This is a genomic window from Bradyrhizobium sp. U87765 SZCCT0048, from assembly GCF_018131225.1.
Classification (GTDB): Bacteria; Pseudomonadota; Alphaproteobacteria; order Rhizobiales; family Xanthobacteraceae; genus Bradyrhizobium_A.
Genome location: NZ_JAFCMM010000004.1, coordinates 313,273 through 325,376, shown reverse-complemented (window position 1 = coordinate 325,376; position 12,104 = coordinate 313,273). Strand labels below are relative to the sequence as shown.

The following is a 12,104-nucleotide window of genomic DNA, read 5'->3' as shown; positions in this document are numbered from 1 at the left end:
AGCTTATGGACGGCAAGCTTTTCGCGCGGATCGGGGCCATCGTCTTCGTCGCTGTCGCGGTCACTGCGACGGCGATCGAGATGACCCGGAAAGAGGAAGAACCGGCGGCGGCGTTCGCGCGCGCCGCCGTCGCGGTGGCGGCCGACCCGCTGCGCGCGGAGCTGATCCGGTGCCAGCGCCTCGGCGAAGCCGGTCCCCGCGATCCGGCATGCCTCTCCGCCTGGGCGGAAAGCCGCGAGCGGTTCCTTGCTCCCGGCGCGCGGCCGGGCGTGCGCGCCACCCCGGCCACCGAGGTTCCGCCGACGCCGCCCGACGCGGCCGGAACTCGCTCCATGCCGGATGATCCGATCCGCAAGGAAATGGCGCCGCAGCTGGACGAGGCCCGATAGCATCATGGGCGGCACCGGCGTCATCGATCATTTCCTCGAGATCTTCACCCGCTACATCGACAGCGGCTTCGGCCTCTTGAGTGGCGAGGTCGCGTTTATCGCGACCACGCTGATCGTCATCGACGTAACGCTCGCCGCCCTGTTCTGGAGCTGGGGCGCCGACGACGACATCATGGCGCGCCTGGTCAAGAAGACCCTGTTCGTCGGCGTGTTCGCCTACATCATCGGCAACTGGAACAACCTCGCGCGGATCGTCTTCGAGAGCTTCGCCGGCCTCGGCCTGAAGGCCTCCGGCACCGGTTTCACGACCGCCGATCTGCTGCGCCCCGGCAAGGTCGCGCAGACCGGGCTCGATGCCGGCCGACCGCTGCTCGATTCGATCTCCAGCCTGATGGGCTACTGGTCGTTCTTCGAGAACTTCATCCAGATCGCCTGCATGTTCCTCGCTTGGGCGCTGGTGCTGCTCGCCTTCTTCATCCTCGCCATCCAGCTCTTCGTTACCCTGATCGAATTCAAGCTGACGACTCTCGCCGGCTTCGTGCTCATCCCCTTCGGCCTGTTCGGAAAGAGCGCCTTCATGGCCGAGCGGGTGCTCGGCAACGTCATCTCGTCGGGCATCAAGGTCCTGGTGCTCGCCGTCATCATCGGTATCGGCTCGACACTGTTCTCCGAGTTCACCGCCGGTTTCGGCGGCGCCAATCCGACTATCGATGAGGCCATGGCGATCGTGCTCGCCGCACTGTCGCTGCTCGGACTTGGCATCTTCGGGCCCGGCATCGCCAACGGGCTGGTGTCCGGCGGCCCTCAGCTCGGCGCCGGCGCGGCGGTCGGGACCGGGCTCGCGGCCGGAGGCATGATCGCCGCCGGCGGCGCCGCGGCCGGTCTGGCCGCCGGTGGTGTCGGAGCCGTGGCCGGCGGCGCGGCCGCCGCCGCACGGGGCGGCGCCGCGATGGCGGGCGGCGCGTCCACCGCCTACAGCCTCGGTGCGGCGGGTCAGTCGGGCGCGGCTGGCGTGGCTTCCGGCCTCGGCGGCGTCGCCCGCGCCGCCGGCAGCGGGGCGACTTCGCCGCTGCGCCGCGCCGCGGCCAGCATGAAGTCGAGCTTCTCGGAGGGCGGCAAGACCGCGTTCGAGGCGACGGGCGGTTCGTCGACCATGGGCTCGATCGGCGGCGGCGCGACGGACGCAGCCTCGTCGGCGGCCAGTGACGCGCCGCCCGCCTGGGCCCGCCGCATGAAACGCTCCCAAGCCCTCAGCCACGGCGTGACGGCCGCCGCGCACGCGGTGCGCAGCGGCGACAGCCATGGCGGCGGCTCCTCCATCAACCTCTCCGAAAGCGACCGCTGATGTTCAAAAGACCTTCCACACACTACGGCAAGACCCCCGAGCCCGAGACGCCCTACCAACGCGCCGCCCAGGTTTGGGATGACCGGATCGGCGGCGCCCGCGTCCAGGCCAGGAACTGGCGGCTGATGGCCTTCGGCTCGCTGATCCTGTCTGCCGGGTTCGCGGCCGCGCTCGTCTGGCAATCGGCGCGCGGCACGGTCGTGCCCTGGGTGGTGCAGGTCGACCGGCTCGGCCAGGCGCAGGCGATCGCGCCCGCGGTCGCGGACTATCGTCCCACCGATCCCCAGATCGCCTTCCATCTCGCGCGCTTCATCGAGCAGGTCCGCTCGATCCCCGCCGACCCGATCATCGTCCGCCAGAATTGGCTGCGCGCCTACGATTTCACCACCGATCGCGGCGCCGCGGCGCTCAACGACTATGCACGCTCGAACGACCCCTTCACCAAGGTCGGGCGGATCCAGGTCGCGATCGACGTCTCGAGCGTGATCCGGGCGTCGCCGGACTCGTTCCGCGTCGCCTGGACCGAGCGCCGCTACGAGAACGGCCAGCTCGCCGAGACGAGCCGCTGGACCGCCATCCTCACCATCGTCGTGCAGGTCCCGAGCAATGCCGACCGGCTGCGCGCGAACCCGCTCGGCATCTACGTCAACGCCATCAACTGGTCACGGGAGCTTGGACAATGAAGCCGTCTTTCCGTAGAGCCGGAAACCCGGCTTTCCGCACGTCCACAATCGCGGCTTTGCTGCTCTCAGCAACCACGCTCGCCGGCTGCGCCACCACGCAAAAGCCGCCCGAGATTTCGTATGACGACGCCGCGCCCGCAGTGCAGACGGTTGATCCGCCTGCGCCGGTCCAGGTCGTGGAGCTGCCACGCCCGCTGCCGTTGCCCGGCCAGATGAAGCCGGTAGAGGAACGTCGCCGGACGCCCGAGCCGACCGATCCTGCCGCGCGGGTCAACCAGGCCAATGCCGCCGCGCGGGTGCAGCCGGTTCGCGACGGCTTCATCAACGCCATGCAGGTCTATCCGTGGACGCAGGGCGCGCTCTATCAAGTCTATACCGCCGTCGGGCAGATCACCGACATTGCGCTCCAGCCCGGCGAACAGCTCGTCGGCTCGGGGCCGGTGGCCGCCGGCGACACGGTGCGCTGGATCATCGGCGACACCCAGAGCGGCTCCGGCGCGACCACCCAAGTCCATATCCTGGTGAAGCCGACCCGTGCGGACCTGATGACGAACCTGGTCATCAACACCAACCTGCGCACCTACCATATGGAGCTGCGCTCCACCGAGCGGACCTATATGGCGTCGGTCTCCTGGCAGTATCCGCAGGATCAGCTGATCGCGCTTCGCCGCCAGAACGCGCAGGCCGAGGCGGCGCGGCCGGTCGCTACCGGCGTCGACCTCGCCAACATCAACTTCCGCTACGCCATCGAGGGCGACCGCGCGCCTTGGCGGCCGCTGCGCGCCTATGACGATGGGCGGCAGGTGTTCATCGAGTTCCCCCGGGGCATCGCCCAGGGCGAGATGCCGCCGTTGTTCGTGGTCGGCCCTGAGGGCAACACGTCCGAGCTCGTGAACTACCGCGTTCGCGGCAACTACATGATCGTCGATCGCCTGTTCGCGGCCGCCGAGCTGCGGTTGGGCGCCGGCGATCGCCAGAGGCGGGTTCGCGTTACCCGCACCGACGGGAGGCCCACATCGTGAGCGAGCCGCAGTCCCCGAAAGACGAGACGGCGCCGCTGACGGGGGCCGCCCCGGAGGCTGCCTCGACCATGCGGCTGCGCGCCGAAGCACCAAGGGTCACGCGGCTGTCACGCAAGGTGCTCGCCGGGATCGGGCTGGTCGCGAGCGTCGGCCTCGGCGGCGCCCTGATCTACGCGCTTCAAACCCGCGACGGCGGCAAGGCCTCCGAGGAGCTCTATTCCACCGACAACCGCTCGACCGCGGACGGCTTGGCGAGCCTCCCGCGCGACTACAGCCGGGTTCCGCAGCTCGGACCACCGCTCCCAGGCGATCTCGGTCGCCCAATCCTCGACGCGCAGAACCGCGGCCAACCGGTGCCGGTGCCCGGCATCGCCACGCCGAACCCCGGCCTCAGCGCCGAGGAGCAACGACGTCTCCAGGAGATCGAGACCGCGCGCACTGCCAAGCTCTTTGCCGGGACGGAGGGCCGTCCGCTGTCATCGCCGGCAGCCGGCGTTGCCTCTGTCGCGCCCCCACCGGCGCCCGATCTCACAGGCCTCGGGCTGGCGCCGCAACCCGCCACACCCACAGCGCAGGATCGGCAGCTCGCCTTCCTCAATGCCGCCGCCGATCGGCGCACGGTCGCCCCCGACCGCGTCGCCGCGCCGGCGTCGCCGAACATCCTGCAGGCGGGCGCGGTCATCTCCGCCGCGCTCATTACCGGCATCCGTTCCGACCTTCCGGGCCAAATTGCAGCCCAGGTGACCGAAAACATCTATGACAGCCCAACCGGACGTACCCTGCTCGTGCCACAAGGCACGCGCATCATCGGCCAATACGACAACAACGTTCAGTTCGGTCAAAGCCGCGTGCTGCTGGTCTGGAACCGGCTGATCTTCCCGAACGGCCGGTCAATTGTGCTCGAGCGTCAGCCCGGTGCTGATGCGGAAGGCTACGCCGGTCTTCAGGACGGCGTCGATTATCATTGGTGGGATCTCGCCAAGGCGGCTGGCCTCTCCACGTTGCTAAGCGTCGGCGCCGAGCTCGCGACCAACGATGAGAACCGCCTGATCCAGGCGATCCGCAACGGCGGACAGGACACCATCAATGACGCCGGCCAGCAGATCGTCCGCCGTCAGCTCAACGTCGCGCCGACGCTTACGATCCGACCGGGATTCCCCGTACGGGTCATCGTAACGCGCGACCTTGTTCTCGAGCCCTATGGAGGTTGACCATGGCGAAGCTGAAACTTGGCGCCCTCGACGACGACAAGCCGGTTAAGGCGTCGGTCGAACTGCCGGCGACCGTCCATCGGAACCTGATCGCCTACGCCGAGGTGCTCGCGCGCGAGACGGGTCGGCCTGTCGGTGATCCGATCAAGCTGATTTCACCGATGATCGAGCGGTTCATGGCGACCGATCGAGCGTTCGCAAAAGCGCGTCGGACAACAGGTAGCTGAACCGCATTCGACGACATTGTAATTGATTCAAGACTTAGGAATCGACGCGTGACCTTGCGAGCCCTTGGGGCGCTGACAGCGACTTGGCGAGGCTGAGCAATCGTCTCAAGGCCGGATTGTCGTTTCGCGGAGACCATACGGCACAGAACGTGAGGAGATCGTCCGAGAGCGGCCGGTAAACAACACCGGGGAAGCGCGTCGCTATGGTCGCTTCGCTTGTCAAAGTCAGACCTCGCCCAAGGGCCACGAGGTGCATCAGATTATCTCGCCCAACGCGATGGCTCTCAATGCTCGGGTGACGACCGAGGTCAGCGAGGTGCTTGATGAGATAGTCGTGGATTTCGGGCCCGGGGTCGGTATCGCTGATGATGAAGTGTCGCTCGTATAGGGCCGCCCACGAAATAACCGCCATCTTCGACAACTCGTCACCCAGGGGGACTGCCACATAAACGCGTTCCGTCCAAAGCTGTGCCACATCACAGCCCTCCGCGCTCGGTTCGCCAGTGAGAAACGCAACGTCAAGTTCAAGCCGCTGTATCGCGTTGATGTGCGTAGACGGTCCGCCCTCGACAAGGTCGGGTCGGATGGCCGGATGTGCCGCAATGAAGCTGCGCAGCAGATCAGCGAGGAATCCGGAAGCAAGAGAAGAGAATATGCCGATCCGGACAGCTCCAGCCTCTCCACGCCCGTGCGAGCCGGCATCCATCGCTGCATGACCAATATGCCGCAGGGCCTTGCGTGCCCGGACGAGAAACTGGTTGCCTGCATGGGTGAGTTGAACGCCCCCGTGATGGCGGACAAACAGTGCTGCGCCGATCTCATCCTCAAGGTCGCGCACGCGGCGGCTAATAGCGGACTCGTGGACTCCCATTGCTTTAGCGGCGCGCCGGAAGCTCCCCCGCTCGGCGGCTGCAACCATGTAGCGAAGATGCCGAAGCTCCATCCTTTCAACGCCTCCTGTCATCTCTCGAGGCGCAGGCTCAATCCTTGTCGACGGACTCGACGGCGCCGCTGTCGGGTTCCGCGTAATAGGAGCTCAGCGCTGATCGGCATCGTGCTGTCGACAGGTGTTTCAATATTTCGAGGTCGTTGAGGACATCAAAGGGGTTCCGATCAAGTGCGCTACGCAGCGCGTCCTTTAGCCACTTGCTCATACCAGGGTGCGACAGGACCCATTCGATCATCGAGTCGGTGTCTGCTGGGCCGTCGCGGGGCTTTCCGACTTCTGCCATGTGGACCTCCTCTCTCGACTGACCTCAGGGGTTGCAATCGCCGCATTGACCTGGGTCCGCCGTCGTCGCTGCGACGGGGCGCTCGATCCGATGACCACAGCCCTCGCACGAAAGCACGTCCGCCTTGATCGCCAGAGTTGGCCCGCCGCACCACGAACAGGGCAGACCGGAAAGCCGCTCGGTTACCGCGAATCCGGGCGCCGCGCACACGGGACACTTGCTGCGGAACCGGCGGACCAGATCGAGGGTGGCGGCTTTGATGGCGCGCATGCGGGTCGGGTTGCGATGGGCTCGCATGTCGGTCTCGACGAAGGCCGCGCCGCACATCGCGATCGTCTGAGTCACAGCGTTGTCGAGGTCCGCCGCGCTGGCGATGTCCTTGATGAGCGCGCGGCCAGGCGCCGGCTCACCGTCGATGCAGCCGATGACGATCACGCCATGACCGGGGAACTGGGCCCGCTCGCAAAATGCGCGCGCGCTGGGCAAGTCTGAAACAACCGCGTGACTGAAGTTGGTGGTCAGGCTCGCATGACGACCGATGAGCTCAATCCCGCGCGCGCGATCGGCCAGGACGACGATCTCGCGGGCGAGCGGCGCGAACGGGATGTAAGGATGAGGGCCGAAACTGCCTTCGCTGGCCAACGCGAACTGAGCGTCGGGCGCTTCCGCGAACGCCGCCGCGATCTTGGCCCGCGCGGCATCGAGCTGCGAGCCGGTCCGCTCGACGTCCCGGCTGAAGGTCCCAAACCGGTCAGTATCGATGCCGCTGCTTACCCTGACGCGCACGCCGAGCGATCGTTCCAGCAGCGGCGCGATCACCCGCTCCTTGGCGTGCATCGTCGCGAGCATCGCCAGTTCATCGTCGTAGGGGCGCGGAGCGGCCGGCATGACTAGAAATACCCCTCCCGCTTCTTCTGTTCGAGCGAGCCGCCGTCCTCGCCGTCACTGATCCGGCCCTGACGTTCCGATCCCGTGGCAGCCAACGTCTCCTGAACGACTGAGCGGAGGTCGGCCGCGTCGGATTCGACCGCCGCCGTCACCGGCCAGCAGCCGAGCGTCCGAAAACGCACGGTCTTGGTTTGGACGGTTTCGCCGGCCCGCAGTCGCATGCGGGGCTCATCATCGACGACGATCAGCCCGCCGCCCCTCTCGACAACCGGCCGGGGCGCGGCGAAATAGAGCGGCGCCAGCGCGATGTCGTGTGTCAGCGCGTAGGTCCAGACGTCGGTTTCGGTCCAGTTCGAGAGCGGGAACACCCGCGCCGACTGATCCTTGCCGAGCCGGGTGTTGTATAGGTTCCAGAGTTCGGGCCGCTGTTGGCGCGGATCCCAGACATGGCCGGCGCTCCGAACGGAAAACACCCGCTCTTTGGCCCGCGACTTCTCTTCGTCGCGGCGCGCCCCGCCGAAGACGAAGTCATAGCCGCCCTGGTCCAGCGCGGCCTTGAGCGGCTCGGTGCGCATCTCCAACGTATAGCGATCGCCATGATCGAACGGGTTGAGACCGGCGGCGCGCGCCGCCTCATTGGCGTGGACGATCAACTCGAAGCGATGCTCTCGCGCGAAGCCGTCGCGGAAGTCGAGCAGCGACTGGAACTCCCAGGTCGAGTCGATGTGGAGCAGCGGGAACGGAGGCCTTCCCGGGAAGAAGGCGCGCAAGGCGAGGTAAGCGAGCACGGTCGAGTCCTTGCCGGCCGAGAACAGCATCACCGGCTTGCGCGCTTCGGCGACGGCTTCGCGCAGGATGTGGATCGCCTCCGATTCCAGTCGCGCGAGGTGGGACAGCCGTGCGGTCATGCGGCGGCTTCCCATTGAAGCCCACCGACGTAGCGGCGGATCACCCGGCCTTCATCGGCCAGCCGGAAGAGGTGAACCCAGCCGTTGTCGACGAGATGACGAACGCCCGCGTGCTTCTCGATGACGCCATTCAGCGCGTCTTCGGGGGCTGCGATGAAGACGTTGAGCCGCAGCGGTTCATGCACGAAGCGCTCGCCGTCGTGGACCGACTGCCAGGGCAATCCCACCTTGAGGTCACCGGAGTTGCCCTCCAGCACCCCCAGCTGCCCGACGACGTTGTGCAGCACCTTGTTGCCGCTGCCGAAGGCGCGGTTGTTCACGGTCGAGCCGTAATATTGCAGGTTGATCCAGCTCGCGACGACCATCGGCGCGGTCATGATCAGTTCGAGCACGCCGAACCCGTCGTCCTTGCGCCAGTCATAGTCGTGCAGGAAGGCGCGGCCGCCGAGATCGAGCCCGCGCGTCCGTGACCGCGGCGCGGCGATGAAGGCGGCGTTGCCCGCGAGCCCCCATTCGGGACGGACCTGCGCCCAGTCGCGGCTACGCGCCTTCACCGCACGATCAACGTCCCTGGTCTTGTCGATTCCGAGCCCCAGCGCGCGTTCGGCGCGCGCCAGCGACGAAGCCTTCGCCAGCGCCCTGCGCAGAGCGGCGAGATCGGCGGCGTGGGACGCGGGGAGATCGTCCGCGTCGAAGATGTGGACCTCGTCGGTGGTCGTATCGTGCAGGCAGCCCAGGAACCAGGTGTCCTCGGGGATATCGATTCCCTTGCCGGCGAGACCTCTGCGCACGCCCGGATCGTTGAGGATGGCGGCGGCGACCCGTGCGTTCGCCTCGCCGGTGTGGCCGCCGCACGCGCCGCAATCGAGCCCCGAGGCATGGGGATTGTTGACGGTCGTGCTGCCGTGCCCGGTGAGCAGGACCAGGCGCGCGAAGTCTTGCGTCATCGACATCGCGCGCAGGACGGCCTCGGCCATGGCGACACGCTGCGCGTCGTCGAAGCCGGTGAGCCGGCCAGCCACCGCGCGGGGATCTAGACGCGGGCCCACCCGATCGATGACGCTCTCGTCGAGGCCATCGGTATTGGGGTCGCTGACCGTCCGGGTCAGGCGCGCGCTGTCGCCGACGAGCTTGCCGGCGAACAGCAACCCCGCCGTCTCGACATAGGTGAAGGAAGACACCGCCGAGAGCTTGAACGCCTTCCACGCCTTCGCCGCGCGGCGGCGCAGCAGGCGCCGGTTGAGGATCTCCGCCTCCTCGGGCTCGGAAGCACCGGCGACCGCCTCGCAGACGACGAAGGCGGGTTTGAGCAGCACCGGGCATTGCGCGCCGCCGGTGTCGCGGCCGATCGGCACATATTCGATTGGGAAGCCGAAGAAGCCGGCGAAGCCGATCGTCTCGGCGTCGGGGCAGACCGTCTCGAGCGCGCGCCGATAGACCTCGGAGCGCACGTCGATGCAGAACGCCGCCTGGAACGCCTTGCGCACAGCCTTTGAGGGCACGGGGGATGCGAGGTGCTGCCCGAGCCGCGCCAGTAACTGGCGCTGATACCCGGCCTCATAGGCTTCGTGCAGCATCAGATCGACGACCAGCTCCGGATCGTCGCCAAGGCGCTCGTCCTCCGGCAGCGCGGTGGCCTCTGCCATCGCCTTCGACCATGCCGCCCTAAAATCCGGGTCGGCGCGTTCGAGGAACAGCGCATAGCCCCACACCACCCGGATCGCCAACAGCTGCACCAGCGTGTCGTCATCGCGCCCGTAGAGCGAGTTGTCCCAGACGCGGTATCGCGCATAGGCGGCCCAGCCGCCGACATCGATCAGCGCGCGGTGCAGGTAATCCTCGACCGCGCGCTCGGGGATGCCGAGCGCGCCCACGACTGCGGCGATCGCTTCGCGCGGGTCGTCCGGCATGGCGGCGACGGCCTTGCGGAAGCCCTTGATTCCCATCGTCTCGGGGTTGCGGTCGAACTGCATAGCCGCGCGCCAGGCGGCGTAAGGCGGCAGCGCCCGCGACGGCAGCTTCCACGCGGCTTGACCCTCGTCGAAATAGGCCGCGCACCACTTCGAGATCTCGTCGATCATGAAGGCAGTGCGCGAGGCTTGGCGGTCGCCCGCCGACAGGCTGTCGAGAACCTCGGCGACGGTCGCAACCACTGCTTTTGGCCTCTTCGTCACCGGGTCTGTTGCGGCCGACCGGCGCAGCGCCGCGTCGTCGCTCGCCAGCGCTGCGTGACCGGACGTCGCGGCGACCGCCGCCTTCAGGTCGCGATCCTCGATCCGTCCCGCCGCCAGCGCTTCTCGGTAGAATGCACGCGGCATCAGCATGTCGACGCCGGCGACGCGGCGCAGCGTCGCGCACGTCGAGGAAAAGCTCTGGTCGCTGAAGCCGAGAAACGGATTGACCGCGACGAAGTGCTTGAGCGGCCAAAGCGGCGCGATCTTATTGCACGCCCGGTCGATGGCGGCGTCGATCGCCGGGCGTGGCGGGTTGGCCACTGGCTCCGCATCTTGCGCCCGCCTCGGCGGGTCGATCGCGGCGGCGACGGCATGGCTCATGAGGGAACTCCGCTGACAGGGGTCGAAGGAACGATCGCGGGCGGCGGCGGCGGGCTTGGCCAGAACCGCAGCACCAGCCGGTTGGCGAGCGTGTTGACGTAGAGGCCGTTGGCAAGGTGGACGTAGGCCGCCTGCCAGCGCGGGGCGTCCGCCTTGCCCGGCAAGACGCTCTGGAAGACGGTCACCGCCGCGAACGCCAGGACGACCAGGGCGACGATGACGAGGTCGAGTGGTCCGCGCAGCGCCTGCACCGGGGGCAAGGACCCGGCAAGCACATGCTCCACCGCCCATTGGAGTCCGAAATAGGCGAGCGACACCACCAGTGCGAGCGCGGCCGTCCGGCCGACGACATAGAGGCTTGGCCGCTCGTCGAAGGCCTGGGTTATGAGGTGCGCGAGACCCAGCATCACCACCGCGCCGAGGGCGAACACACCGGGTTGCGCGGTGATCGTCGCGCCGAACAGCGTCCCCACGACCAAAGCCGCGGCCAGGACCAGGCCGACGATCATCGCCATCCGGGCCGGGTGCGGCTGACCGCCGGGGCTCGGCGACCACGACGCCCGCGCCAGGTCGATGACGCTGCCAGACGAGAGGAAGGCGTGGGCCTTGTAGAGCGAGTGAGCGACGATGTGCAGCAACGCTGCGGCGAACGCGCCGAGCCCGCATTGCAGCATCATGAAGCCCATCTGGGCGATGGTCGAATAGGCCAGCGAAACCTTGACGCTGGTCTGGGTCAGCATGACGACCGATCCGAACAGCGCGGTAACGCCGCCAACGATGACCAGGATCTCCATCGATGGCGACGAGAGCGAAATGACGTCGGCGAAACGCAGCACGAGGAAGCCGCCGGCGTTGATCACGCCGGCGTGGAGGAGCGCCGACACGGGTGTCGGTGTCTCCATCACCTCGGTGAGCCAGCCATGCAGCGGGAACTGCGCCGACTTGAGCAGCGCGGCGATCACCAGCAGTACCGCGACCGCATGGATGGCAGCGGGAATGTCTCCGCCGACGCGCATCGCCTCCGCCCCCGCGAACAGGACCGCATAGTCGAGACTGCCGAAAGCCTGATGGAGCAGCACCATCGCCGCGATCAGGCAGAGATCGCCGAGCCGGCTGGCGAGGAATTTCTTGCGCGCGGCGAGCACGGCCGCCTGCCGCTCGGGATAGAACAGCAGCAGCTTGTTGAGCCCGAGGCTGGTCGCGATCCACGCCAGCGCGAACTGGAACAGATTGCCCGAGACGATCAGCAGCAGCACCGCCGCGAGGGTCAGACACAGCCACTTGGTGAAGCGGGCCTGCCCGCGGTCGCCGTCGAGATAGTTGCGGCTATACAGGACGACGATCAGGCCGACGAAGGCGACCAGCACGAACATGATCGCGGCCAGAGTATCGACGTAGAATCCCAGGCCGACACCTGCGAACCCCACCGTGCCTGTCACCAGGGGGCCGTTGACCGCGACGCAGAGGCCCGCGGCTGCGGCCATCGCCAGGGCGAAGCCGGCGATCCAAGCGGCGCCCCCTCCGACCTGTCGCTGACCCGACTTGGCGCTTCCGGTCGCCAATCCGGCGACTGCGAGCGCGAATGGTCCGAGAGCGAGGCACCAGGTCAGGTTCGGCGTCATGGTCGTCTCCAGCGAGAAGCGA

The 12,104-nt window shown here is 67.5% G+C and carries 12 protein-coding genes; 6 read left to right on the top strand and 6 right to left on the bottom strand.

All coding sequences use genetic code 11. The features are described from left to right. Nucleotides 1-5 precede the first annotated feature (5 nt). Genes trbK-alt through JQ639_RS24240 form a run of 6 tightly spaced genes read left to right on the top strand, consistent with a single transcriptional unit; the run spans nt 6 to nt 4,877 of the window. On the top strand, nt 6-389 hold the full coding sequence (gene trbK-alt / locus JQ639_RS24265; protein WP_137900594.1) for a putative entry exclusion protein TrbK-alt: 384 nt from the start codon (nt 6-8) through the stop codon (nt 387-389). 4 nt (nt 390-393) lie between these two features. Further along, nucleotides 394-1,734, top strand: coding sequence for a P-type conjugative transfer protein TrbL (gene trbL, locus JQ639_RS24260; RefSeq protein WP_137900593.1), 1,341 nt, complete (start codon nt 394-396; stop codon nt 1,732-1,734). Continuing rightward, a complete protein-coding gene (gene trbF, locus JQ639_RS24255; RefSeq protein ID WP_116970736.1) occupies nt 1,734-2,417 on the top strand; it encodes a conjugal transfer protein TrbF in 684 nt (227 codons plus the stop codon). Before trbL ends, trbF begins: the two co-directional genes overlap by 1 nt. Further along, nucleotides 2,414-3,439 carry a P-type conjugative transfer protein TrbG gene (trbG, locus tag JQ639_RS24250; protein WP_116970735.1) on the top strand — a complete coding sequence of 342 codons (1,026 nt, stop codon included), beginning with the start codon at nt 2,414-2,416 and terminating at the stop codon, nt 3,437-3,439. Before trbF ends, trbG begins: the two co-directional genes overlap by 4 nt. Then, the gene (locus JQ639_RS24245; RefSeq protein ID WP_201280134.1) at nt 3,436-4,650 is read left to right on the top strand and encodes a TraB/TrbI/VirB10 family type IV secretion system protein; all 1,215 of its coding nucleotides are present in this window, start codon (nt 3,436-3,438) and stop codon (nt 4,648-4,650) included. Before trbG ends, JQ639_RS24245 begins: the two co-directional genes overlap by 4 nt. Before the next feature lie 2 nt (nt 4,651-4,652). Then, complete coding sequence (locus tag JQ639_RS24240; RefSeq protein ID WP_116970734.1) at nt 4,653-4,877, top strand: DUF2274 domain-containing protein; 225 nt, start codon at nt 4,653-4,655, stop codon at nt 4,875-4,877. Nucleotides 4,878-4,911: 34 nt separating this feature from the next. Here JQ639_RS24240 and JQ639_RS24235 read toward each other — a convergent pair whose 3' ends face one another. From JQ639_RS24235 to JQ639_RS24210, 6 genes are read right to left on the bottom strand one after another with little or no spacing between them, the layout of a single operon-like run. Then, nucleotides 4,912-5,820, bottom strand: coding sequence for a LysR family transcriptional regulator (locus JQ639_RS24235; protein ID WP_116970738.1), 909 nt, complete (start codon nt 5,818-5,820; stop codon nt 4,912-4,914). A 37-nt stretch (nt 5,821-5,857) separates the two neighbouring features. After that, complete coding sequence (locus JQ639_RS24230) at nt 5,858-6,109, bottom strand: hypothetical protein (RefSeq protein WP_116970733.1); 252 nt, start codon at nt 6,107-6,109, stop codon at nt 5,858-5,860. A gap of 24 nt (nt 6,110-6,133) precedes the next feature. Continuing rightward, complete coding sequence (locus tag JQ639_RS24225) at nt 6,134-6,997, bottom strand: DUF6671 family protein (protein ID WP_116970732.1); 864 nt, start codon at nt 6,995-6,997, stop codon at nt 6,134-6,136. A gap of 2 nt (nt 6,998-6,999) precedes the next feature. After that, nucleotides 7,000-7,905: a sulfate adenylyltransferase subunit CysD gene (gene cysD, locus JQ639_RS24220; protein ID WP_116970737.1), complete on the bottom strand. Its 906-nt coding sequence runs from the start codon at nt 7,903-7,905 to the stop codon at nt 7,000-7,002. Then, complete coding sequence (locus tag JQ639_RS24215; RefSeq protein ID WP_116970731.1) at nt 7,902-10,460, bottom strand: YbcC family protein; 2,559 nt, start codon at nt 10,458-10,460, stop codon at nt 7,902-7,904. Before JQ639_RS24215 ends, cysD begins: the two co-directional genes overlap by 4 nt. Next, entirely contained in the window at nt 10,457-12,082 is a 1,626-nt protein-coding gene (locus tag JQ639_RS24210) for an NADH-quinone oxidoreductase subunit L (protein ID WP_116970730.1), read from the bottom strand. The genes JQ639_RS24215 and JQ639_RS24210 overlap by 4 nt, the downstream gene beginning before the upstream one ends. Nucleotides 12,083-12,104: the final 22 nt, after the last annotated feature.

Coding starts and splice junctions, on each gene's coding strand:
- JQ639_RS24210 (WP_116970730.1), bottom strand. CDS start 12,082: ATGACGCCGAACCTGACCTGGTGCCTCGCTCTCGGACCATTCGCGCTC.
- JQ639_RS24230 (WP_116970733.1), bottom strand. CDS start 6,109: ATGGCAGAAGTCGGAAAGCCCCGCGACGGCCCAGCAGACACCGACTCG.
- JQ639_RS24235 (WP_116970738.1), bottom strand. CDS start 5,820: ATGGAGCTTCGGCATCTTCGCTACATGGTTGCAGCCGCCGAGCGGGGG.
- trbG (WP_116970735.1), top strand. CDS start 2,414: ATGAAGCCGTCTTTCCGTAGAGCCGGAAACCCGGCTTTCCGCACGTCC.
- JQ639_RS24240 (WP_116970734.1), top strand. CDS start 4,653: ATGGCGAAGCTGAAACTTGGCGCCCTCGACGACGACAAGCCGGTTAAG.
- trbF (WP_116970736.1), top strand. CDS start 1,734: ATGTTCAAAAGACCTTCCACACACTACGGCAAGACCCCCGAGCCCGAG.
- trbK-alt (WP_137900594.1), top strand. CDS start 6: ATGGACGGCAAGCTTTTCGCGCGGATCGGGGCCATCGTCTTCGTCGCT.
- cysD (WP_116970737.1), bottom strand. CDS start 7,905: ATGACCGCACGGCTGTCCCACCTCGCGCGACTGGAATCGGAGGCGATC.
- JQ639_RS24215 (WP_116970731.1), bottom strand. CDS start 10,460: ATGAGCCATGCCGTCGCCGCCGCGATCGACCCGCCGAGGCGGGCGCAA.
- JQ639_RS24225 (WP_116970732.1), bottom strand. CDS start 6,997: ATGCCGGCCGCTCCGCGCCCCTACGACGATGAACTGGCGATGCTCGCG.
- trbL (WP_137900593.1), top strand. CDS start 394: ATGGGCGGCACCGGCGTCATCGATCATTTCCTCGAGATCTTCACCCGC.